Here is a 23,003-nt window from a genome sequence, read left to right on the forward strand (position 1 = left end):
ATTAATCTGTACATAAAATAGAGCTTTAATATTTTAAAATTGATAATGATAATGTAAAATTAGTGTAATTAAATTTTAGTATAAACGAAAGGGGAAGTTATTATGAATAAAAGTATAGATAATCCTATGTCAGAAATTTTCAAATACCTAGCCATATCTATATTATTTATGTTTATAGGATTTATTTTTGGTCAAATGTTTATACCTGTTAGCTTTGCGTATTATGCAAATTTTATATTTACTTTTTTAATAATAGGACTTTTAATAATGTCTCTGTTATCAAGAAAAAGCATAATACCAAGACGTTTTTCTATGAACTTTGTATATCTATTCACTTTTATTGATGGTATTCTTACATATCCATTTTTACAATATTATTTAGAGGATTTAGGAAAAGGTGTATTTACATCAGTGTTGGTTGCATCAATAGTGTTATTTGCAGTATTAGCTAAATTATCAAGTAAAAAGGAAGCTGGACATTATCTGGGATTAGGAGGTATATTATTTACTGGACTTATAGGTATATTGATAGCATCAATAATCAATATATTTATAGGAGGAACAATGCTTAGTATATTAATAAGCATAGTAGGTGTAATAATATTTTCTGGCTACGTTCTTTATGATATAAGTTTAATAAAATATGAAATACAAAGTGGTGAGATAAAAGAAAAGAATGACTTATCAATACATGTTTTAAATCTTTACTTAGATTTTATTAATATATTGTTAGATTTATTAAATATAGCATCAATTTTAGATGATTAATATTGATATATAATATTTTTATAGAGAAGAAATAGGATTTATACTTAATATAGATTCTTAATAAATTTAGAATAAAAAAGCTAATAATAAAAAAGAACTGAGGGAATATATTCAGTTCTTTTTATTATAAAAATTAACATTACATAAATAAAAAGTTTTGATCTATTGAAATTTATAATTTTGATTCATGCTCAAATTATAATCGTGTAAATTTAGTAGATGTTAGAACTATTAACTAGTTCAAGTAGTATTAGCTTAAACTACATTTATTTTTATTATATAAAGGAGATTATATTAATTGAAAAATAAAGTATACTATAAATTTATGGGGAAAGGGATTTTAGTTTTTCTTTTTTCAGTGAGCCTGTTACTAACAATTGCTACGGCGTTATCTGGGTTTAGTTTTATTTCTTTATCAGAGGTACTTAAGGTATGGATTGGTTTATATGGATTTGGGTTATTTACTTGTATAATTACTAGTATATTGTTTCACCGTAAGGCGGCTATTTTAAGTGAAACAGAAGTTATACTATATGAAACAGAGTGTAATCCTATAAAGTTTTCTAAAAAGAAAGAGAATATATACCATATTCCTTATGAGAACATTTGTATTTTGGATTATGAAACAAGCCAAGGAATATCAAGACAAGATCCATTAAATCCATCTAGGCTATTGGTAAATACAAATGATGGAGCGTGGTATCAAGTTTTAGCTGCGCCAAAGATATTGTTTTATGAACTAGGAAGGAGAACTAATGCAAAAATGCAAAGATCCAACACCATGAGAAAAAATATACTTATGTATTTAGGGATTGGATTGCTGTACTATTTAATAAATCTAATTAGTTAATGACATTAGAACAGAGAGTATTACTTATATGTAATACTTTTTTTGTTATATATGTTATAATTATTATATAACATATATAACAAAAGAAGGTGTTAAAAATGACTATTTCTAATAAAGATTATAATCAATACAAATATATGATATATAAGATTGCCAACAAATTTAAAAATAATATATATAGATTGGAGCTTGATGATTTAGTACAAATAGGAGCAATTGGACTTATAAGGGGATTTGATACATATGACGAAACTAAAGATTGTAAAAAAGATACCTGGTTATATTCATCTATAGAAAGAGCTATATTAAGGGAATTCCATAACTTGAATAGAATAAAAAGACAAGCTTCAATAAATTCTGTATCTATAGATATGCCAATAGGGGAAGATGAAGATATAACAATAGCTGACACTATAGAGGACATAAGTGTAAATACATCAAGTGAAGCTTTAGATAATGTAATTATAGAAGAATACAAGTATGAAGTAGATATAATATTGAGTGGTATGGAGCATGATATTGCTTATAAAGTGTTATTTACAGATGAAACACTAGCAGAGGTTTCAGCTTCTAAAAATATATCATATTCTAAAGCAAAAAATATTCAAAATAAAGCTTTTAGAGAACTAAGATTTAAAAGTAAATTAATACGCTCAAAGTATTTAGAATTAAAAGAGCAAGAGACAGAAAATGATATTATTAATTTATACAATGACCCAGCAAAAGCAATTTATTTAAGAGAAGTAAGTAAAGACTTAAAAGAAAAATATAGGTATGAGCTTAGTATTATAGATGATATTCAGACTATACTTGACGGACTACCTATATATACAAAAAATAAAATAGTAGCAAGCTTTGTATTGACCTTAGAGGATATATTAGATGATAAAGACCTTATAATATATGAAGCCTTATCAGAAGGGCAAAGAGAGGTCTTAGACAAGGAGTATAGCTTTAGTGAGATATTATTTATTGAAGATAGGATTAAATCTAAAATAATAAAAAATAAAGAGTATGTATGTGAGTTATGGAATGAGTATAAAAATAATAAAAGCAAAAATAAAGAAAAATTTTTAGATAATAATTTATATGTAAATCAAAATGTTTATAATAATCAAGTTAGTTTATTTGTATAAGGAATAGTGATAAAAAAGTGTACTTGGGCAGATTTACAATAGTACGATTTCTTACAATTATTCATCGACCAAAGTACCATATTTAATCAATATATTATAATTAGGATTATTGAATAACTTTATATTATATATGGCGCCTTTGTAGGATAATAGAGGGGGTGAATAATATTCTTATCCCTTTATAACTCATAGAGGGCTTTTAAGGGTGGGCAGACATTTAAATAACCAAGAACATTAAATACTTTAAATAAATATATAATAAGCTCATAGGGAGGGAGAAACCTTCTTTACAAGTTTAAAAGGAGTTCCATATGAATAAAGAAAAAAATTATGCAAATATGATGCTAGGACTATTAAATCATCACAAAATACAATTAAATTCAGCAATAGACGAAATAGACATAATAATGAGCTATAAAGAAGATATTGATATAACAGATAGTTATTATACATTTAAAATAGAAAGATTGGAAAAGGTAAAAAACGCCATAGAAAGCTATTTAAATAAAGTATATGATACATTTAAAATCCTATCAGACGAGGAGCAACAAGTATTTATATTACTATATGAGGATAAATTAAAAGTATCAGAAGCTAGTAAAAGGCTTAATATAAGTAGAGATAAGATATATTCTATAAGAAAAAATATATGCCTAAAATATAACTGGTTAGATGATAATAAAAAGAAAATATCAACGAATAATTATAGTGGGCAGGTATTTAATTAGGTGGTCGCTTACGATTTAATCGAAAGCAGAATTATAGAGCTGAAACGTACAATATAAGGTCAAGAATAAAGGTTATCTTTAATCAAAATTAATACTATAAGTTAAAATAATATGGTATAATTAAAGCAAGGTTTGAATAACCTAAATATACTTAGTATGTTGAGCTATCAACATCTGTCTATTATTTAGTTGCTTTAAGGATTTTTCCAATGAAGAATGAGTCTAATTGAAGGCTCATTTTTCTATTTATAGCTTAAATGTAAAGGTTGAAGCATAAATAATTAAAGAGTATAATAGGTATATCGTCTAATAGCGCAAATTGCTTTTATCCTAGAATGGATTCTTTATAGAATGGTCTCTTGTTAATAGAAGGATTGTACAGATTTGTACGGTCTTTTTTTATGTTAAATAAAATATTATAAATAAAATATTATAATATGTATAGCTCAATTATTGCTATCTAATTTTTCTTACAAAAGTATAAATAAAAAGGTGAATTATTAATTGGATTCACTTTTTTGTTTTTTTATTAATATAAATAGAATTAACGCCCTCAATTTTGAGGAGGTTAAATAATAAAGCTTGCGTATTAGATTTACGTATTTTTGATACTGTAAGGACATAAACTATTAAATACTTACCATATAAGCACGAAAACAATAAGATATTATATTACTTTTAGGGTTACCCAATAAATAGGGGAATAGTAATCTATTTTAGAAGTAAATCACTTTGACACCTGGGATTTAATAATCGGTAAACCCGACTTTAGATAGGGTCAATATACTTATCCGATATCTATTCGGAAGGACTTTCTAATATAGAAGCTTCTTATAAGCTATTAAAGTATTAGTAATTTTAAAATCATTTAGAACGATTTAGAAAAAGAAAAATCCTTAGCGATAATAACTCTAGGGTGCCACAAAATTGTGGAGACTTATTTACATATTAGCTATAGTTAAGAGCCATCGGAAAAATTACAGAGTCCTTTTGAGAATTCAATTTTGAATAGTGAACGTTTAATGTAGTGCTTTTATAAAACATTACTATTAAAAGTATTGGTATTACTAGTGTTTAGCTTCTAAAGTATGTACTATACACCCTTGTAAATCCTTGTATAAAAAACGCAATTTAAAAGAGTTATTAAAATAAGTATCCGGAGTTTTTGGACTCCCTAAAAAAGAGTAATAGATTTATAATATTTCGCTATCCTTCTAAAGGATAACGGATTTTTCCGTTTTCAAAATAAAACTATATGACTTATAGTGGGTTAGCTATAGGTGGGGCGCGTTTTGCTATATGCCTATACTACTTTAGTAAATCCAAAATTGGATTGAGCGAAATAGGGTAGCCGACTTTTCGACTAGGTAAGAATATTAGAGCCGAATTTTCGACTATAGTAAAATATCAAAGCTGAATTATCAGCTAAGAGTAAAACAGGGTAGCTGATTTTTCAGCAAGGTAAGAATATCCGAGCTAAATTTTCAGCCGACCGAAATTTTTCCGAGGGCGAAAAATATCTCTCTTCATCTTAGATATTCCCAACTAATAGGGGAAATATATTGATTATTCCCATTCTAAATGAGAATTTTAACGAGTCCAATTTTACGTTGGTTAATTCATTATATAAGCTTCTTTTGAAGGGTCTAGTAAACACAACCGAGTACAAAATTGTACCTGGTTAATACTGAACTCTTTTGCAATATCTCTAAGTTCTTTTGAAGAACTTTAATATCTTACTCTATAAAATGGGGGTGTACCTTAAAATGGGGTGCACCTTTTTATTATGAGGGTGCACCCTTTTTTATTAATAAATATTTGATAAATAGATTTAAATAGTTACTAGAAGCTAGATAATTACAACTTTTAGAGTGTGTAAATTTATAACTAGAAGGTTTATAAGTACTAAGAGATACTAAGATATTTACAAAACAAACCAGGTGCAAAGTACTCCGAAAAATTACGGGGTAAAAAACGCGGTCAATGTTGTATAAAAAGCTTAGTCAATGGTAACATAGCTGTATTTTCCAAAACAAAGGGGTGCAAGAGTACTCCAAATAATTAAAGTTTATTCCGAACGTTCTATTAATTTTACTGAACGTTCCATTAAGTTAAATACTTGTAAAGACTGTAATATAGCCAACAAAGGCTGCAATATAGTCAATTTACAAAACAAACGAATATAAAAAGTACTCCATATAAAGCTATTTTTTACAAAACGAATAATGTTGTACAACAATAATTTTACAAAACAAACAACGGGGTGCAAAAGTAAGCTTCTAGTAATGAATAGATCTATAGCTGATGCAAATAATTCTTGCATTAGCTCTAAAAGAAAAAAAACTCGCTATGCATTAAACCCATAGCTGAAAGGAATAATACTCCGTGCAGGTTGTACAAGGTGTACAACATTGAGCTTCTAGGAGCTATAATATATTAAAATATAATACTTTTAGTAAAAGAGGTGCTTAAATGAGAGAATATACAGTCAATGAGTTATTGATACCTAATGATTTAGATAGAAATACTATTAATAATCTAAAAGCATATGGATATTGTTATCAATTAAATCATAGACACAAAGGCAATAGGGTAAGAGGAGCTTTTATTAAAGACTACTTCCCATACTACTATTATTTTTATATTGATATAGATATAAACCAGGAAGCTTTTAGAGAAGCTGACAAGTTAAATATAAATGATTTTGAAAATCTTAAAAAATATCATAGTGCATGGAACAGAGAAGTTAATAAAACTAAGGACAAAATCATAAAAGAGCGATATAATCTATCTAAGAAGAAAATAAGAAAAATGTAAAAAAAGAGGAAAAAGTAGTATTGAGTAGACTTTTATTAAATGAGGTGATGAAATGGAAAATATTGTTTTAGAATTTGATAAAAGAAAAATAGAGATAGAGGAGATATTAGAGCATATAGATTATTATTGTAATAAAGCAAATGAAGCATTGGAGTTATATTCATGTAAAAATTTAAAAGAATCTAGGTTGATATTTAAAGATTTAAGAAATAAATTAAAGCTTGAATATAACTACTATAAGAAAGTAAGTATAAGTAAAGTAATTAGAAAAAGCAATGTTTATATGATCTATAAAAAGGAAATAGCTAATGCATATGTAAAGCAAAATAGACCTAATTCAAATGATAATTTGAGTAGCAATTTATATGATATATATAGTTATATGGGTTATGCTAGAGTATGTATATCAGAATTAATTAATTAAAAATTTTATATTATAATATATTTTGATTTATATAAGAATATAGTTAATTAATATAGATAATTTAATAATGGTAATAAGTGTTAATTGATTAAAGCATAGAATTTAATTAAGTGAACATACTTATAAATAATCTAACAGTTGTTAAATAGAGTTAGATTTAAATATTAAATACTTGAATTACATGCTATAATATAAATATATAATAAGTATTTAATATATAATCAATATATAAGTAACAGTTTTGTAAAAGTATAATATTATAAATTAGAAAGGTGGTTGACTATATATGGCTACAAAAAGTATTTTAAAAAGTGTAAATATAAAAGAAAAAAATTTAGGTAGGCGATTTGTAGAAGCTTTAGAGTCCGCCCAGTGTAAAAAAGAGAAAGAAATTAAATTAAAAAGAGCATATAAAGATGTTAAAAAAGAAGAAATAAAAGATTTATTTAGGAGTTTTTAATGAAGCGCGAGTACAAAGTGATCAATTTAAATGATATGATTTCAATGTTAGGAGAGGATAAGTCAAAAGAAATCCTCTCCAGCTTTTATTGTCCCAAAAACAAGGATGTTCAGGATTTTATAAGAGTAAAAGCAATAGAATTTTCAAAACAAGGATTGGCTAGGACACATTTAATATTTATGAATATAAAGAATGAAATGAAGTTATTAGGATACTTTACCTTGTCCAATAAAGCAATTTCTATACATAAAAAATCATTAAGTAATAAATTAAGAAGTCGGATATCAAAGTTTGGGAATTATGAAAATGAATATAATGCATATACATTGAGTGCTATACTTATTGGGCAAATAGGTAAAAATTATGCAAATGAAGTAAATAAGTTTATTAAAGGAGAAGAAATTTTAAAAATAGCGTGCGATAAAGTAAAAAACGCTCAGTTAGATATAGGTGGTAGGGTGGTTTACTTAGAGTGTGAAGATGTTGAATATTTAGTAGATTTCTATACAAATAATGGATTTCATAGTTTTGGAAAGAGAATGTTAGATAAAGATGAAAAAGATAGCCTAAGTGGAAAATATCTAATTCAATTTTTGAGATATTTATAGTAGAAAAGAGTAAGCGTTTTAATAAAATAATCGTTGGATTTTTTAGCAATAATAAATAGTTATAGAAATGCATTGATTTAAATTCAATGTATTTTTTTATTCATAAAAGTATAATATAATAAATAATAAAATTTTTGTGGTTGGGGTATAGTTGGGGTAAATGACGATTATGTATTAAGAAATAAGAATATGGAAGTTAGTAAAATTAATATGTACATAGGTATATATAATTAAAATGGTGCCGAATGTGGGACTCGAACCCACACGATAATACTATCAACAGATTTTGAGTCTGTCGTGTCTGCCATTCCACCAATTCGGCAAGTATTAGTATATAAATATTGTAGCAACTTAATGAAACGTTTGCAACATATTTATGGTTAATATACTTTTAATATTATGGTAATATAAATAGTATAAGAGTGGTATATAATAACTATTATACTAGATAGACAAAAACTAGGAGTGATAAATTTGAATAAGAGATTAATTATAATAGATGGGAACTCTATAATAAATAGAGCATTTTATGCATTACCAGAAATGACTAATAAGGAAGGGCTAAGAACAAATGCTATATATGGATTTACAACAATGTTATTTAAGATAATAGATACATATAAGCCTACTCACATGAGTGTTGCATTTGATAGAAAGGCTCCTACATTTAGACATTTAGAGTTTGATGAATATAAAGCTGGAAGAAAGAAAATGCCAGACGAATTAAGAGAACAATTTGAACCATTAAAAGATTTATTGGACAAATTTAATATAAATAGATTAGAAATAGATGGTTATGAAGCTGATGATATAATAGGAACAGTATCAAGGCTAGGTGAAGAAAATGGATACAATGTATACATAGTTACAGGAGATAAAGATGCTATACAGTTAGCATCAGATAAGACTACAACTTTAATAACTAAAAAAGGTGTAGGAGAAGTTGAAGAGTATAATTTTGATTCTGTAATGGAAAAATATGAAATGACTCCAACTCAATTTATAGACTTAAAAGGTCTTATGGGGGATAAATCGGATAATATACCAGGCGTACCAGGTATAGGTGAAAAAACAGGGATAAAACTTATTAAAGAATATTCTAGCATAGAAAATATAATAGAAAATGTAGAAAACCTAAAAGGTAGTGTGAAAAAGAAAATAGAAGAAAATAAAGAACTTGCCATAATGAGTAAGAGGTTAGCTACTATAATAAGAGATGTGCCTATAGAGATAAATCTAGATGATTTAGAATATGGAGATTATGATAAAGATAAGGTAATAGAATCATTTAGGAATTTAGGTTTTACAAGTTTATTATCTAGACTATCTAGTATAGATGGAGGAAATGAAACAGAGGAAATTGAGTCTAATTTAAATATAAAAAAATTAGAAAATATAGACGCATTTATAAATGATATTAAAAAAGAAGGAAAGCTATACATAGATACTGTAAGTAGACAAGGGAACATATTAGAAAAAAATATTATACATATTTTTATAAGTGTAGATGGAACTAATATATATTATATAAATGAAGAAGAGATAAATAAGCTAGAAGAAGTACTTGTAAGTAAGGAAGTAAAGAAATTTGGATATAATTTAAAAGAGGATTATATAGCTTTAAGACCTTATAATATAAAATTAGAGAACATGCACTTTGATATAACAATAGCAGAGTATTTAATAGATTCAGCATCATCTACATCTTATGAATGTAGTGCAATAGCTATGAAATATCTTACTAAAAAAGTTAAGTCAAAAGAAGAGTTGCTAGGTAAGGGTGTAAAAGCAAAAAAATATGAGGATTTAGAATTAGAAGAGCTATGTGATTATATAGGAAAAGTTATAAATACAGTATATGAAGTATATCCTATAATGGAAAAAAGCATAAAAGAAAGTGAAATGGATGGATTACTTTATCATGTTGAAATGCCTTTAGTAGAAGTTTTAGGTGAGATGGAATATCAAGGAATAAAGGTTGATAAAGAAAAATTACATGAATTAGGTATAGAATTTAAAACTATAATTAAAAAATTAGAACAAGAAATATATGATATAGCTGGAGAAGAATTTAATATAAATTCACCAAAACAATTAGGTGTTATATTATTTGAAAAGCTAGAATTACCTATAATCAAGAAAACTAAAACAGGGTATTCAACAAATGCAGAAGTATTAGAGAAGCTAAGGGATAAAAGTCCAATAATAGATAAAATAACAGAGTATAGACAAATTGTTAAGTTAAATTCAACTTATGTTGAAGGCTTATTAGCTATAATAAATCCATTAGATGGTAGGATACATTCATCATTTAATCAAACTATAACTACAACAGGAAGAATTTCATCAACAGAGCCAAATCTTCAAAATATACCTGTTAAACTTGAAATGGGAAGAAACATAAGAAAGGTATTTATATCAGATGAAAGTTGTAGCTTAGTTGATGCGGATTATTCTCAAGTAGAATTAAGAGTATTAGCTCACATGAGTCAAGATGAAACTATGATAGAAGCATTTAAAAACAATGAAGATATACATACAAAAACAGCATCACAAGTGTTTAATGTTAATATGGATGAAGTTACAAGTAAGCAAAGAAGTGATGCAAAAGCTGTAAACTTTGGCATAGTTTATGGAAAAAGTGATTTTGGACTATCAGAGGATTTACATATACCTGTAAAGCAAGCTAAAGAATATATAGAAAACTACTTTAATAAATATAGTAAAATAAAAGATTTTATGGATAAGGTAGTAGAAAATGCAACAGAAAATGGATATATAACTACTATACAAAATAGAAGAAGATATATTCCAGAACTTAAATCAAGTAACTTTATGCTAAGAAATGCAGGTAAAAGAGCTGCAATGAACGCGCCTATACAAGGTAGTGCAGCTGATATAATAAAAATAGCTATGGTAAATGTTTACAAGAAGTTAGAAGAAAGACAATTAAAGTCAAAATTAATACTTCAAGTACACGATGAACTTATAGTAGAAGCTTATGATGATGAAGTAGAAGAAGTTAAAAAAATAGTTAAAGATGAAATGGAAAATGCAGTTAACATGGATGTGCATTTAGATGTAGATTTAAATATAGGTAATTCTTGGTATGAAACAAAGTAGGTGAGTATATGCTAATATTAGGACTTACAGGGAATATAGGCTGTGGAAAAAGTAGCCTATCTAACATATTTAAGAGTAAAAACATAGAAGTAATAGATGCAGATATAACTTCAAGGAATATATTTGAAGATAATTTGCTTCTTGAAGAAGTATTCGATAAATTTGGAATGTATATAAAAAGAGAAGATGGGACTTTAGATAGAAAGGCACTTGGTAATATAGTTTTCAACAATGAAGAAAAACTTATAGAATTAAATAATTTAACCCATCCTAAAATTTATGAGAAGATAATTAGTAAAATTGAAGAATATAGGTTAAAACATAACGATATTATTTTAATTGATGGAGCATTATTAATTGAAGGTGGATATTTAGATGTAGTAGATAAATTACTAGTTGTAACATGTAATCAAGATATACAGATAGAAAGAATACAAAAAAGGGATAATTGTACAAAAGATGAAGCTTTAAGTCGCATAATGTCTCAAATGAGTCAAGAAGAAAAAATCAAATATGCAGACTATACAATAGATAATTCCTATTCATTTGAAGAATTAGAGATAAAAGCTAACCAACTCATTGAATATATAAAGGAGAATTGGTGTGAATAATAAAAAGATACTTATAATATTATCTATCTCATTGATTATATTAACTGGTTTTTTAATAGAAACTAAAACAATACATAAAATCTTATACCCTAAAAAGTATTCAGATTATGTAGAAAGATACTCAAAAGAATTTAATATAGAAGAAAATTTAGTCTATAGTATTATGAAGGCTGAAAGTAAATTTAAAAAGGATGCCATATCTAATAAGGGAGCGAAAGGATTAATGCAAATAAGTGATATAACTAGAAATTGGGCTATAGATGAGCTTAATCTAGAAAATAATATAGATATATTTGATCCTGAAACTAACATAAAAATAGGATGTTGGTATTTAAATAAGCTATATAAAGAATTTGGAAACTTGGATTTAGTTGTAGCAGCATACAATGGTGGTTCAGGTAACGTTAATAAATGGCTTGGAAATAATGAGTATAGCAAGGATGGTAAAATGCTTCACAATATACCATTTACAGAAACATCTAACTATTTAGATAAAGTCAAAAATAATTATAAAAACTATAATAGTATATATGGCAAGGAAGGAAAAAACTAATGAAAAAAACTAAGGTTTTATCTATAATCCTAGTTATAGCAATGATTGTAGTAGGATGTAGTTCTAAAATTGAAACTGAAGATAAAAAAGAAAGTGGTAAGGGTGATATAAATTCAGATTATATAAATTTAACTATGGTAAAGCCCGAGACTATAAATCCTATATTAAACAAAGACAAGTCTGTTGGGTATGTAATGAATCTAATATATGATAGCTTATTTACAATAGACGAAAATTACAATGTAGTACCGCAACTAGTAAAAGAGTACTCAATTGAAAATGGTGGTAAGGAAATAAATATAAAACTAAAAGATGCAAAATGGCATGATAAAAGCCCAGTTACATCTAGTGATGTTAAGTTTACAGTAGATTTTATAAAAAAAAGTGAAGAAAATCCTTATAGTGAATTAGTGAAAAATATAAAATCAGTGCATATAATAAATGATAAAGAATTCAATATAAGCTTAAATGAAAATTATTCATTTTCTATAGAGACACTTATATTCCCTATATTATCTAAAAATAATTTATCTTCTTTATCTAAAAAAGATATAACTAATAATAAGAATAATTTAATAGGAAATGGACCTTACAAAATAGAAAAATATGAAGAACGAGACGGAATGTTCTTAACTAAAAATGAAGATTATTATAAAGAAATACCAAGTACAGCCAAAGATATAAGAGTAGGTATAGTTCCAGATCAAGAGGCACAAGTTGCTATGGTTATGGCGTTAGATAGTGATATAGCCAAGGTATCTTTAAATGATTTAAGTAAATTTCATGAAACTGAATTTAATATTACTAAATATGAAGGACGAGATTATGAGAATATAATCTTTAATTACGATAATCCAATATTATTAGACTCTAACTTAAGAAAAGCTATAGCATATTCAATAGATAAGAAAAAAATATTAGAAGAGGCTTATATGGGGGATGCTAATATTGTTAATTTCCCACTTAATACAAGTTCAAAATATTACAACAAAGATATAAAATCTATTAATTATAATAAAGAAAAAGCTAAAGAATATTTAAGTAAAGTTAAGTTTGATGGTGATAAGAGTAACTCAAAAGATCAAAAAGAAAACAAAAGTAATACAAAGAGTAATTCACAGATAAACTTAAAAATAGTTGTAAATAAGAATAATACAGATAGGGTAAAGTCTGCACATATTATTTCAGAAAATCTAAAAGCTATAGGAATAAAATCTGAGGTGGATGAACTAGAAGGTGAAGATCTTGAAAAAGCTATTTCTGGGAAAAAATATGACTTAGCACTAGTTGGATGGGAGCTATCATTTATACCTGATGCAACTCCTATAATAAAAAGTTTAGATTATAAAGATGAAAAACTTAATGACTATATGGCTTCTTTAACAAGAGCAACTAGCGAAAGCCAAGTTAAAGACATATATGATTCTATACAAAAATATGTAAATAACAATGTGCCTATGATAAGTTTAGTTATAAGAAATGATTATATGGTTACAAATAGTAGAATAGAAGGTAAAATACAACCAAATGATTTTGACGTTTATGAGGGTATAACAAATTTAACTATAAAAAATAAGTAAATTAATAAAAAAATAATTGACTTAAAAAAGCAAAAGTCATATCCTTTATAATATAAAGGATATGCGGAAATGGCGGAATAGGCAGACGCACTATCTTGAGGGGGTAGCGAGCTTATGCTCGTGCGGGTTCAAGTCCCGCTTTCCGCACCATTAGAAAGTAGACATTATGTCTACTTTTTTTATACAAGGATTTATATTGGAATTAAATATTATTAATTTTTTTGAGAAAAATATAGACACAAGTTATAAAAAGTATGATAAAATACCCTTATAGGGTATATAAGGAGGTAATTACTATGAGAAAAAAATTACTTATAGATGGAATGAGCTGTGGACATTGTGTTAATCATTTAAAAACAGCATTAAGTGAAGATATACAAGGTGTAAATGTAATAGAAGTTAATCTAGAAGGTAAATATGCTATAGCAGAAATGGATGATTCAGTAAGTAAAGATGAATTAAAATCTGTTATAGAAGATATAGGTTATGAATTAGTTGGAATTGAATAAAAAAATATGCACAACTGTTAACTTACAGTTGTGCATATTTTTTTGTATATAATGTAAAAAATAATATTTTGAGCAATGTACAAAGTTATTTGCGACATGGGCGAAGTGAAATTTTTATATAAGATTTTTGAAATAAAAAAAGACTTCTATTGGGGGAAATAATAGAAGTCTAAATGGGGGAGATTGAGTATGTTTGATTTTACATTAATATTATGTCCTTATATCAATAATATATACATAAACAATATAAAAAATCATTCATATAATTAGAAATCCAATAGCAAAATTCACAATTAAAAAAACTTTTGAATATAATATAAATAATTAAGGGGGGAGTGTCGTGGATGAAAGAGGATATAGAGATGATTTAAAAAAAATTGTACTTGAAATGACTCAAAAAGATTTAGAAGGAAATGCATCTCAGAGAGGTATAAAAAAATACCTTGAAGGAAATATAGATAAAATAATAAATGAAAATATAAAAAAAGCATCGAGTGGTATGTCTTGTAACAATGTATATTTAAATATATTGAAAAATGGATCTAATGAGAAAAATATATCCTTAATTGTAAAGTCTATAAAATCAGAAGATTTGTTTAAATCCAAAAAAGAATTAATTAAGTTTGCTAGATACTTAGGTATAAATGCCACAACAAAAAACTCTTACAATAGTATATTAAGAAGAATAGCTAGCCATATTTATTCAAATAGAAGTGAGTATTCCAAAAGATATTTTTCATATCAAAGAGGAGATAGAGAATATATTTTAGAGCCTGAAAGAATAAAAGAAGACTTAATTGAAAGTTATAAATCAAAAGCTAGAAATGATATGAAGTCTATAGCTAAATTGCTAGAAATAAGTGTTGATGATGAAGATAATGCGGAGGATATAAGAAGAAAGGTTATAAATTATATTATGAAAGAAAAGTTAAATAAAAAATAAATATAAAATTAAAGACGTCTTTGAGACGTCTTTAATTTTATAAAAAGGCATATAATATAAAATAAAACTATGATAGGAGTTGATATGTATAAAAATCAGAAAGATAATAAGTCTTGCATGTGTATTTATATGTATAGCTATAAGTGTAGTTATAGAAATAGTTTATCTTCCACCTAAAAAAGAATTAAAAGTAGTTAGTTACAATATACATAGTGGGCTAGATAAAAATATGTTTCCTACATTATTTGATATTATAGATTTTTTAAGAGTATGTAACGCAGATATTATTTGTCTTCAAGAAGTAAATGAATCTGCTAAGGCTGGATTTCAAGTAAGTAGTTTTAAAGAAGAGTTAAAAATGTATTCTCATTTTGGTGCAAATGTAACAAAACTTGGATCTAATTATGGGTTGGTTACATACTCTAAATATCCTATAAAATATGAAAATCATATATATTTAAGTAGCAAAAGAGAACAACGGGGGATGCTTCATACAGTAGTAAATGTAAAAGGAAGTAAGTTAAATATTATAAACGTACATCTTGGACTTGGGAATGAAGAAAGAGAGAGGCAGCTCAATGAACTTATAGAATTTATAAATACATTAAATAAAGAGCCATATATAGTTGTTGGTGATTTTAATCAAGGCAATATAGGTGTCGATAAAAATATTTTAAGAGATGTAGCTATAGAATTAGAAAAGTCAAACATATTAACCTTTGCAACGGGGCTTGATAGAATAGATTATATATTTGTATCTAATAATATTGAAATATTAGACTATGATGTGTTAATAAAGAGTATGTCAGATCATTACCCTATAATAGCTAAGATAAGGATATAAATTAATACAAAATAGTTATTTTCTATATTAAAGCCAAAAATTAATCATAATCTGTACAACCCTAAAATATATATTAGTAATAATAGTTTTAGGGGGGACAAACTAATGAATAAAAGAAAAACTATATATAGAGGTTTTAATAAAAGACGAAAGAAAAAAACGTTAAGATTAATTTTAATTATGATTCCTGTTATATCAATAGGAACATTTGGAGCTATTAAATTAAAAAATAGTGATATTGTAAAAATTATGGATGAAAAGATTGCATCTTTTAAAAGTATAAATATTAAAGAGGACAAGTTTAAAGGATTTGAAGACTTTGGAATAAAAGAAGTTTCTGAAGAAAATAACAAAGAAGAAGTTGAAAAAAAAGTTGTAAAAGAAGCTAGTGAAAAAGTAGAAGGAGATGTTAAAGTAGCTATAGCAGATTCTTGGAGTTTATATACTATTCAAGTGGCATCAATAGATAATGAAAATGAAATGAATAAAATAGAAGCTAAATTGAATGAAAATAATTTACCTTTTTCTGTTATAGAAGTTGATGGAACAAAAAAAGTACAGACGTATTCATCATTTAGCAAAGATTCATTAAAAAATAATATAGATAGTGTTAAAAAAGTTTTTGATGATGCATTTATATCAGAACTTAAAGTACCAGTATTATCTATGAAGTATACAAGTAAGTACTCATATTTAGGTGAATTATCAAATTTTTTAAATGAATTGGTATCTAATTTTAAGTTAGAATCAGAATTTTGGGATAAAAGTAATGAAAATATTGATGTAAAAGAATATAAAAAAATATTAACAGATAGAAAAAATATAGTGGCTAATATGAAAAAAGAGGCCGATAAAATTGATTATAAACCAGCTGATTTATTTAAAGAGAATTTAATTAAGTATGTTGATGGTTTGGATGAAAAAATAAATATCTCTGTTGAATCTATAGAAAAAGGAGAATATAGTATGGCAAAAAGCTTATATTTATCATCAATGCAGGGATATTTTACATTTATAACATCAATAAGTAAGGCTTAAAAGGACTGTTTTATTAACAGTCTTTTTAAGTTGATAAAGTTTTAACAATAGTTAAGTTTTAATATGATATATAGTATACTTATACTAAGGGATAGGAATGTTTAAATACATAAGTAAGGGGGTAAAGGAATGAAACTCTTAACTTTCAAAGGAGGAATACATCCTCCATATAAAAAAGAGTACTCAGAGAAAAAAGCTATTGAAATAGCTAAGTCACCAAAGGTAGTTTATATACCACTTCAACAGCATATTGGTGCACCTGCTAAAGAGATAGTTAAGGTTGGGGATTTAGTAAAAGTTGGTCAAAAAATAGGTGAGCAACAAGGATTTGTTTCTTGTAACGTACATTCTTCTGTATCTGGTAAAGTAATAGCTATAAAAGAACATGAATTAGCTGGTGGAAGAGGCACATGTATTGTTATAGAAAACGATTTTAAGGAACAAATACACGAAAGCATAAAACCTAAAGGGAATTTAGAAGATTTAAGTAAAGAAGAAATTGTATCAATAATAAAGGAGGCTGGAATAGTTGGTATGGGAGGAGCTACTTTTCCAACTCATGTAAAGCTATCACCACCACCAGATAAGAAAATTGATACTGTTATATTAAATGGAGCTGAGTGTGAACCATATCTAACAGCAGATCATAGGCTAATGCTTGAAAATCCAGAAGATGTAGTTTATGGATTAAAAGTACTTATGAAATCTTTAAATGTATCAAAGGGATATATAGGAATTGAAGTAAATAAACCTGATGCAATTTCTGCAATAGAAAAAGAAGCTCAAAAATATGATGATATTGAAGTTGTAGGTCTAGAAGTTAAGTATCCACAAGGGGCAGAAAAACAACTTATATATGCATGTACTAAAAGGGAAGTTCCATCCGGTGGGCTACCTATGGATGCAGGGGCAGTAGTAAATAATGTGGGAACAGCAGCACAAATTGCTAAAACTATAAAAACAGGAATGCCATTAATAGAAAGAATTACTACTGTTACAGGTAGTTGTATAAATGAACCAAAAAATTTAGTTACAAAAGTTGGAACACTAGTATCAGAGATAATAGACCAATGTGGAGGCTTTAAAGAAGATAAGATAGTTGGTAAGGTAATAATGGGTGGCCCAATGATGGGACTAGCGCAGTATACAATAGACATACCTACAAATAAGGGAACATCAGGTATATTATGTTTAGACGATGAAGAGTCTAAAACACCAAAACCACAAAACTGCCTAAGATGTGGTAAATGTCTAACAGTATGTCCAGCATTTTTACAACCGTTATATATAAGTGCTTATTCTTTAAAAAATGATTTTGAAAGTGCAGAACGTTATAGAGCTTTAGACTGTATAGAGTGTGGATCTTGTTCATTTGTTTGTCCAGCAAGAAGACCACTACTTCAATCAGTAAGAAATGCAAAAAGAGAAATTATTTCAAATAGAAGAAAAGAATCAGCTAAAAAATAATTGGGTCTAGGGGGAATTTAAATGAATAATAAATTGATTGTATCGTCTTCTCCGCATGTGAGAAGTAACCAAGATACGTCTTACATAATGAAACAAGTTATAATAGCTTTACTACCTGCTATGGCATCAGCAGTGTTTCTTTACAGATTAAGTGCATTAAATGTAATTTTCTTCTGTACAGTAGGAGCAGTAGGATGTGAATTTTTATATCAAAAATTAACTAAACAAGATGTTACTATAGGAGATTTTTCAGCAGTAGTTACAGGAATATTATTAGCATTTAATGTGCCAGCATCTCTTCCGTGGTGGATGTGCATATTAGGTTCAGCATTTGCTATAATAGTGGTTAAAATGGTTTTTGGTGGAATAGGAAATAACTTTTTAAACCCAGCATTAGGTGCAAGGGCATTTTTACTAGCATCATTTCCAGTGGCTATGACAGCTTGGACGATACCTGGAGTTAACTGGGTAAGTTCGGGAAATATAGATGCATATACAACAGCGACTCCATTAAGTTTTCTAAAAAGTGGAGCAATAGGCATATCAGAATTAACATCAAATGGAATTAGCCTAACAGATATGGTAATAGGTAATATAGGAGGATGTATAGGGGAAACATCATCTATATTCATAGTACTAGGTGGGCTTTATCTAATCTATAAGGGAATAATAAATTACATAATTCCAGTATTTTACATAGGAACAGTTTTTATATTAGCATTTATACTAGGAGGATTTGACATAAACTTTGCTATATATCAATTAGCGGCAGGTGGACTTATGTTAGGTGCATTTTTTATGCTTACAGATTACACAACATCACCTATGTCCAAAGCAGGTCAAATTGTTTATGCTATTTTAGCAGGAGTTATAACTATAGTTATAAGAATGTATGGTGGATACCCAGAAGGAGTTTCATATTCTATATTATTAGCCAATGTAGCTACTCCACTTATAGACAAATACATGAAAGGTAGAGTATTTGGGGAGGTGGCTAAATAATGAAAAATATATTAAGGCTAGGAGCCATATTATTTACAATATGTGCAGTAGCAGCTTTAGCACTTGGGTTTATAAATCAAATAACAGCGCCAATTATTGAAGATAGAAATATACAAGCAAACAATGAATTAAGACAATTAGTGCTTGAAGACGCAACAGAATTTAAGCAATTAGATAAAAAGGTAATAGAAAATATCGATGGATTAGAAGAGGGGATAGTATCAGAAGTATATGAAGGTATTAGTGGAAGTGATGCTGTTGGATATACTATAAAAACTTTACCTAGCGGATATGGTGGGGTTATGGAAGTTATAGTAGGGATATCAAAAGATGGAAAAATAACAGGAGTAAATATTGGAAATATGGCTGAAACTCCAGGGCTTGGAACGAAAGCAAATGAACCTAATTTTAAAGGGCAATTTAGTGAAAAAGAAGCCAAAGAACTTAGTGTAGTAAAAGGTAGTGCAACAAGTGATAATCAAATAGCTGCGATTTCAGGGGCTACAATAACATCTGAAGCTGTAACTAGGGGAGTTAATGCAGCAATAAAAGTATTTAATGAAAGCTTGAATAAATAGGGGGAAGAATATGAGATTAGGTAAAATATTCAAAAATGGTTTAATAGATGAAAACCCAGCCTTTGTCCAAGTAATAGGTATGTGTCCAACATTAGCTGTTACAACATCAGCTATAAACGGATTAGGTATGGGATTATCTACAACAGCAGTTTTGATTTGTTCAAATATAGTTGTTTCATTAATTAGAAAGATAGTGCCAGATAAAATAAGAATACCAGCATTTATAGTAGTAATAGCAACGTTTGTTACAATAGTTGGTATGCTTTTAAAGGCATATGTGCCTTCACTTGATAAAGCACTAGGGCTTTTTATACCTTTAATAGTTGTAAACTGTTTAATATTAGCACGTGCAGAAAGTTTTGCATCTAAAAATGGTTCTGTTGAATCAGCTGTAGATGGATTAGGTATGGGACTTGGGTTTAGTTTAGCATTAACAGTTTTAGGAACTATAAGAGAAATACTTGGAAATGGAAGTATATTTGGAATGAGTATATTTGGAGCTTCATTTGAACCTATATTGCTATTTATACTTCCTCCTGGAGCCTTTTTAACATTAGGTTTTCTTTTAGCAGGATTTAATAAAATAAGAAGTAAAAAAGCATAGGGGGTGGATTAAATGAATTTAGTACTTATATTTTTAAGTGTAGTTCTTGTTAATAACGTTATAACAAGTCAGTTTTTAGGTATATGTCCATTCTTAGGAGTTTCTAAAAAAGTTGATACTGCATTAGGTATGGGAGCAGCAGTTACTTTTGTTTTAACATTAGCATCAATAATAACATACTTTATACAAGAACTATTGGTTATAACTAATAATGAATTTTTACAAACTATAGCGTTTATACTAGTCATAGCATCTATAGTTCAATTTGTTGAGATGGTAATACAAAAAATGAGTCCAGCCTTATATCAAGCGTTAGGTGTATTTTTACCATTAATAACAACTAACTGTGCAGTTTTAGGTATAGCTTTAGTGAATGTAAATGAGGGGTATAACTTAATTGAAACTATAGTTAACGGATTTGGTGCAGGTATAGGATTTACATTAGCTATAGTATTATTTGCGGGAATAAGAGAGAGATTAGAACTAGCAGATATACCAGAAAGTTTTAAAGGGTTCCCTATAACACTTATATCAGCAAGTTTAATGTCTATTGCTTTTTTAGGATTTGCTGGATTAATAAAGTTATAAAATAGGGGGGATAATATGTCTATACTTAATTCGATTTTTGTTTTAGGAGGTATGGGACTTATATTTGGAGCAATACTTGCATATGCTTCTAAAAAGTTTTATGTTGAGGTAGATGAAAGAGTTGAAAAAATATTAAGTATACTTCCAGGAGCTAATTGTGGAGGATGTGGATTTCCAGGATGTGGGGGATTAGCAAATGCAATAGTAGAAGGAAATGCCCCTATAAATGGATGTCCTGTTGGAGGTTCTGATTGTTCTTTAAAAATAGGAGAAATAATGGGAATATCATCTCAAGAAGGTGAGAAAGAAGTAGCAAAGGTTATATGTAAAGGAAGATGTGATGTAGCAAAAGATAAATATACATATGAAGGTATTTATGACTGCAGATCAGCAGCTACATTGAACTCTGGAGCTAAATTATGCAAATATGGATGTTTAGGTCTTGGAACATGTAAAGATTATTGTAAATTTGGTGCTATATCTATAATAGATGGATTAGCAGTAATAGATGAAGAAAAATGTGTAATGTGTGGAAAATGTATTGAAGTTTGTCCAAAGGGAATAATATCGAAAAAGCCAGCAAAACAAGAAATTGTAGTTGAATGTAACAGTAAAGATTTTGGAAAAGAAGTTAAGGAAAAATGTAGTGCTGGATGTATAGGATGTGGAATTTGTGCTAAGGCATGTAAATTTGATGCAATAGAATTTGAAAATAAAATTGCTAAAGTAAACTATGATAAATGTGTAGGGTGTATGGTATGTGTTGAAAAATGTCCAACCAAAGTTATACAAGGTAGCTTAGAAAATAGAAAAAAAGTTATGATAGAAGAAAGCTTATGTATAGGTTGTACTATTTGTAAAAAGCAATGCAAGTTTGACGCCATAGAAGGTGAATTAAAAGGTAAGCATAAAGTTGATAAGGAAAAATGCGTTGGATGTCATTTATGCTTAGAAAAATGTCCTAAAAAGGCTATTAAAACTATATAATATGGATAAGATAAAGGTATGGTTTTTTCCATACCTTTATTTTTTATGGAATTATAATAAATTTATAAATAAATAAAATCTACTCATTGAAATATAACAATTATGTTACAAAAATCGTTCGACATTTGTGTTGAATTTTTTACAATATAATGATAGACTAAATAAGTACAATTCTAAGTACCAAATGAGGTGATAAAATGAATATAATCTTAGCATCAGCATCTCCTAGAAGGAAAGAAATTCTAGAAAATATCAACGTAAAATTTGATATAGTTAAAAGTGATATAGATGAGGTTATATTAGAGGATGAGTTACCACCTCAAGTGGTAATGAGACTTGCATTTGAGAAAAGTATGGATGTAGCAAAATCTAATCAGGAGTCTTTGGTTATAGGAGCAGATACAATTGTTGTGTTTAATAACACAATATTAGGGAAACCAAAGGACAAAGAAGATGCTAGAAATACTATTAAGTTATTATCTGGAAATACTCATGAAGTAATAACAGGTATTAGTTTAATTAATTTAAGTGCAAATAAAAAAATAATCGATTATGTAGTTAGTAAAGTTAAATTTAAGGACTTATCAGAAGATGATATAAATGATTATATTAATACTGGTGAGTCATTAGATAAAGCTGGAGCATATGGAATTCAAGGGTATGGATCATTACTAATTGAGGAGATACAAGGTGATTACTTCAATATAGTTGGATTACCTATATCAAAGTTAAGTGATTTAGTCAAAACGCACTTTGATATAAACTTTTTTTATGGAGGATGATAT

At 27.5% G+C, this 23,003-nt stretch carries 23 protein-coding genes and 2 tRNA genes; 24 read left to right on the forward strand and 1 reads right to left on the reverse strand.

The window, feature by feature from the left end; genetic code table 11:
• The first annotated feature begins 102 nt into the window (after positions 1 to 102).
• From ABCP60_RS00090 to ABCP60_RS00125, 8 genes are all read left to right on the forward strand, one after another.
• Positions 103 to 768: a Bax inhibitor-1 family protein gene (locus tag ABCP60_RS00090; protein ID WP_343101003.1), complete on the forward strand. Its 666-nt coding sequence runs from the start codon at positions 103 to 105 to the stop codon at positions 766 to 768.
• A 298-nt stretch (positions 769 to 1,066) separates the two neighbouring features.
• Positions 1,067 to 1,618: a hypothetical protein gene (locus ABCP60_RS00095; RefSeq protein WP_343101004.1), complete on the forward strand. Its 552-nt coding sequence runs from the start codon at positions 1,067 to 1,069 to the stop codon at positions 1,616 to 1,618.
• A 98-nt stretch (positions 1,619 to 1,716) separates the two neighbouring features.
• The gene (locus ABCP60_RS00100; protein ID WP_343101005.1) at positions 1,717 to 2,754 is read left to right on the forward strand and encodes a sigma factor; all 1,038 of its coding nucleotides are present in this window, start codon (positions 1,717 to 1,719) and stop codon (positions 2,752 to 2,754) included.
• A 311-nt stretch (positions 2,755 to 3,065) separates the two neighbouring features.
• Complete coding sequence (locus ABCP60_RS00105; protein ID WP_343101006.1) at positions 3,066 to 3,482, forward strand: hypothetical protein; 417 nt, start codon at positions 3,066 to 3,068, stop codon at positions 3,480 to 3,482.
• Between the two features lie 2,472 nt (positions 3,483 to 5,954).
• Positions 5,955 to 6,299, forward strand: coding sequence for a hypothetical protein (locus tag ABCP60_RS00110; RefSeq protein ID WP_343101007.1), 345 nt, complete (start codon positions 5,955 to 5,957; stop codon positions 6,297 to 6,299).
• A 52-nt stretch (positions 6,300 to 6,351) separates the two neighbouring features.
• Positions 6,352 to 6,723: a hypothetical protein gene (locus ABCP60_RS00115; RefSeq protein WP_343101008.1), complete on the forward strand. Its 372-nt coding sequence runs from the start codon at positions 6,352 to 6,354 to the stop codon at positions 6,721 to 6,723.
• Positions 6,724 to 7,009: 286 nt separating this feature from the next.
• Positions 7,010 to 7,183 (forward strand): hypothetical protein, encoded by a 174-nt coding sequence (locus tag ABCP60_RS00120; protein WP_343101009.1) that lies wholly within the window; start codon positions 7,010 to 7,012, stop codon positions 7,181 to 7,183.
• Complete coding sequence (locus tag ABCP60_RS00125) at positions 7,183 to 7,791, forward strand: N-acetyltransferase (protein ID WP_343101010.1); 609 nt, start codon at positions 7,183 to 7,185, stop codon at positions 7,789 to 7,791. The genes ABCP60_RS00120 and ABCP60_RS00125 overlap by 1 nt, the downstream gene beginning before the upstream one ends.
• A 236-nt stretch (positions 7,792 to 8,027) precedes the next feature.
• On the opposite strand, the gene ABCP60_RS00130 is transcribed toward ABCP60_RS00125, so the two are convergent.
• Positions 8,028 to 8,113, reverse strand: a tRNA-Leu gene (locus tag ABCP60_RS00130).
• A gap of 152 nt (positions 8,114 to 8,265) precedes the next feature.
• Here ABCP60_RS00130 and polA point away from each other — a divergent pair.
• From polA to ABCP60_RS00210, 16 genes are all read left to right on the forward strand, one after another.
• Positions 8,266 to 10,914, forward strand: coding sequence for a DNA polymerase I (polA, locus tag ABCP60_RS00135; RefSeq protein WP_166504892.1), 2,649 nt, complete (start codon positions 8,266 to 8,268; stop codon positions 10,912 to 10,914).
• A gap of 8 nt (positions 10,915 to 10,922) precedes the next feature.
• A complete protein-coding gene (coaE, locus tag ABCP60_RS00140; protein ID WP_343101011.1) occupies positions 10,923 to 11,525 on the forward strand; it encodes a dephospho-CoA kinase in 603 nt (200 codons plus the stop codon).
• Positions 11,518 to 12,078: a lytic transglycosylase domain-containing protein gene (locus ABCP60_RS00145; protein WP_092927290.1), complete on the forward strand. Its 561-nt coding sequence runs from the start codon at positions 11,518 to 11,520 to the stop codon at positions 12,076 to 12,078. Before coaE ends, ABCP60_RS00145 begins: the two co-directional genes overlap by 8 nt.
• Complete coding sequence (locus ABCP60_RS00150) at positions 12,078 to 13,658, forward strand: ABC transporter substrate-binding protein (protein ID WP_343101012.1); 1,581 nt, start codon at positions 12,078 to 12,080, stop codon at positions 13,656 to 13,658. Before ABCP60_RS00145 ends, ABCP60_RS00150 begins: the two co-directional genes overlap by 1 nt.
• A gap of 63 nt (positions 13,659 to 13,721) precedes the next feature.
• Positions 13,722 to 13,808 (forward strand) — tRNA-Leu (locus ABCP60_RS00155).
• Positions 13,809 to 13,954: 146 nt separating this feature from the next.
• On the forward strand, positions 13,955 to 14,167 hold the full coding sequence (locus ABCP60_RS00160; RefSeq protein WP_343101013.1) for a heavy-metal-associated domain-containing protein: 213 nt from the start codon (positions 13,955 to 13,957) through the stop codon (positions 14,165 to 14,167).
• 340 nt (positions 14,168 to 14,507) lie between these two features.
• Entirely contained in the window at positions 14,508 to 15,110 is a 603-nt protein-coding gene (locus tag ABCP60_RS00165) for a hypothetical protein (protein ID WP_092927284.1), read from the forward strand.
• Positions 15,111 to 15,189: 79 nt separating this feature from the next.
• Entirely contained in the window at positions 15,190 to 15,954 is a 765-nt protein-coding gene (locus tag ABCP60_RS00170) for an endonuclease/exonuclease/phosphatase family protein (protein WP_242871349.1), read from the forward strand.
• Between the two features lie 105 nt (positions 15,955 to 16,059).
• Entirely contained in the window at positions 16,060 to 16,992 is a 933-nt protein-coding gene (locus ABCP60_RS00175) for a hypothetical protein (RefSeq protein WP_092927282.1), read from the forward strand.
• A gap of 129 nt (positions 16,993 to 17,121) precedes the next feature.
• Complete coding sequence (rsxC, locus tag ABCP60_RS00180; RefSeq protein WP_166504895.1) at positions 17,122 to 18,459, forward strand: electron transport complex subunit RsxC; 1,338 nt, start codon at positions 17,122 to 17,124, stop codon at positions 18,457 to 18,459.
• 21 nt (positions 18,460 to 18,480) lie between these two features.
• The gene (locus ABCP60_RS00185) at positions 18,481 to 19,461 is read left to right on the forward strand and encodes an RnfABCDGE type electron transport complex subunit D (RefSeq protein ID WP_092927278.1); all 981 of its coding nucleotides are present in this window, start codon (positions 18,481 to 18,483) and stop codon (positions 19,459 to 19,461) included.
• Positions 19,461 to 20,039: an RnfABCDGE type electron transport complex subunit G gene (locus ABCP60_RS00190; RefSeq protein WP_343101014.1), complete on the forward strand. Its 579-nt coding sequence runs from the start codon at positions 19,461 to 19,463 to the stop codon at positions 20,037 to 20,039. The genes ABCP60_RS00185 and ABCP60_RS00190 overlap by 1 nt, the downstream gene beginning before the upstream one ends.
• 10 nt (positions 20,040 to 20,049) lie before the next feature.
• The gene (locus ABCP60_RS00195; protein ID WP_092927274.1) at positions 20,050 to 20,643 is read left to right on the forward strand and encodes an electron transport complex subunit E; all 594 of its coding nucleotides are present in this window, start codon (positions 20,050 to 20,052) and stop codon (positions 20,641 to 20,643) included.
• Between the two features lie 12 nt (positions 20,644 to 20,655).
• Positions 20,656 to 21,231 (forward strand): electron transport complex subunit RsxA, encoded by a 576-nt coding sequence (rsxA, locus tag ABCP60_RS00200; RefSeq protein WP_092927272.1) that lies wholly within the window; start codon positions 20,656 to 20,658, stop codon positions 21,229 to 21,231.
• A 15-nt stretch (positions 21,232 to 21,246) separates the two neighbouring features.
• Positions 21,247 to 22,218: an RnfABCDGE type electron transport complex subunit B gene (locus ABCP60_RS00205; RefSeq protein WP_343101015.1), complete on the forward strand. Its 972-nt coding sequence runs from the start codon at positions 21,247 to 21,249 to the stop codon at positions 22,216 to 22,218.
• A 197-nt stretch (positions 22,219 to 22,415) separates the two neighbouring features.
• Positions 22,416 to 23,000, forward strand: coding sequence for a Maf family protein (locus ABCP60_RS00210; protein WP_195236815.1), 585 nt, complete (start codon positions 22,416 to 22,418; stop codon positions 22,998 to 23,000).
• Positions 23,001 to 23,003: the final 3 nt, after the last annotated feature.

Origin of the sequence: Romboutsia sp. MSSM.1001216sp_RTP31141st1_G3_RTP31141_220114, assembly GCF_039031195.1 — a bacterium.
In the GTDB taxonomy this organism is placed as follows: domain Bacteria; phylum Bacillota; class Clostridia; order Peptostreptococcales; family Peptostreptococcaceae; genus Romboutsia_C; species Romboutsia_C hominis.

Bases quoted from the DNA above. Each gene is read 5' to 3' on its own strand.
- ABCP60_RS00150 (WP_343101012.1), top strand. From the start codon at position 12,078: ATGAAAAAAACTAAGGTTTTATCTATAATCCTAGTTATAGCAATGATT.
- ABCP60_RS00105 (WP_343101006.1), top strand. From the start codon at position 3,066: ATGAATAAAGAAAAAAATTATGCAAATATGATGCTAGGACTATTAAAT.
- ABCP60_RS00185 (WP_092927278.1), top strand. From the start codon at position 18,481: ATGAATAATAAATTGATTGTATCGTCTTCTCCGCATGTGAGAAGTAAC.
- coaE (WP_343101011.1), top strand. From the start codon at position 10,923: ATGCTAATATTAGGACTTACAGGGAATATAGGCTGTGGAAAAAGTAGC.
- ABCP60_RS00175 (WP_092927282.1), top strand. From the start codon at position 16,060: ATGAATAAAAGAAAAACTATATATAGAGGTTTTAATAAAAGACGAAAG.
- ABCP60_RS00115 (WP_343101008.1), top strand. From the start codon at position 6,352: ATGGAAAATATTGTTTTAGAATTTGATAAAAGAAAAATAGAGATAGAG.
- ABCP60_RS00210 (WP_195236815.1), top strand. From the start codon at position 22,416: ATGAATATAATCTTAGCATCAGCATCTCCTAGAAGGAAAGAAATTCTA.
- rsxA (WP_092927272.1), top strand. From the start codon at position 20,656: ATGAATTTAGTACTTATATTTTTAAGTGTAGTTCTTGTTAATAACGTT.
- rsxC (WP_166504895.1), top strand. From the start codon at position 17,122: ATGAAACTCTTAACTTTCAAAGGAGGAATACATCCTCCATATAAAAAA.
- ABCP60_RS00125 (WP_343101010.1), top strand. From the start codon at position 7,183: ATGAAGCGCGAGTACAAAGTGATCAATTTAAATGATATGATTTCAATG.
- ABCP60_RS00120 (WP_343101009.1), top strand. From the start codon at position 7,010: ATGGCTACAAAAAGTATTTTAAAAAGTGTAAATATAAAAGAAAAAAAT.
- ABCP60_RS00190 (WP_343101014.1), top strand. From the start codon at position 19,461: ATGAAAAATATATTAAGGCTAGGAGCCATATTATTTACAATATGTGCA.
- ABCP60_RS00160 (WP_343101013.1), top strand. From the start codon at position 13,955: ATGAGAAAAAAATTACTTATAGATGGAATGAGCTGTGGACATTGTGTT.
- ABCP60_RS00205 (WP_343101015.1), top strand. From the start codon at position 21,247: ATGTCTATACTTAATTCGATTTTTGTTTTAGGAGGTATGGGACTTATA.
- ABCP60_RS00195 (WP_092927274.1), top strand. From the start codon at position 20,050: ATGAGATTAGGTAAAATATTCAAAAATGGTTTAATAGATGAAAACCCA.
- ABCP60_RS00090 (WP_343101003.1), top strand. From the start codon at position 103: ATGAATAAAAGTATAGATAATCCTATGTCAGAAATTTTCAAATACCTA.
- ABCP60_RS00110 (WP_343101007.1), top strand. From the start codon at position 5,955: ATGAGAGAATATACAGTCAATGAGTTATTGATACCTAATGATTTAGAT.
- ABCP60_RS00100 (WP_343101005.1), top strand. From the start codon at position 1,717: ATGACTATTTCTAATAAAGATTATAATCAATACAAATATATGATATAT.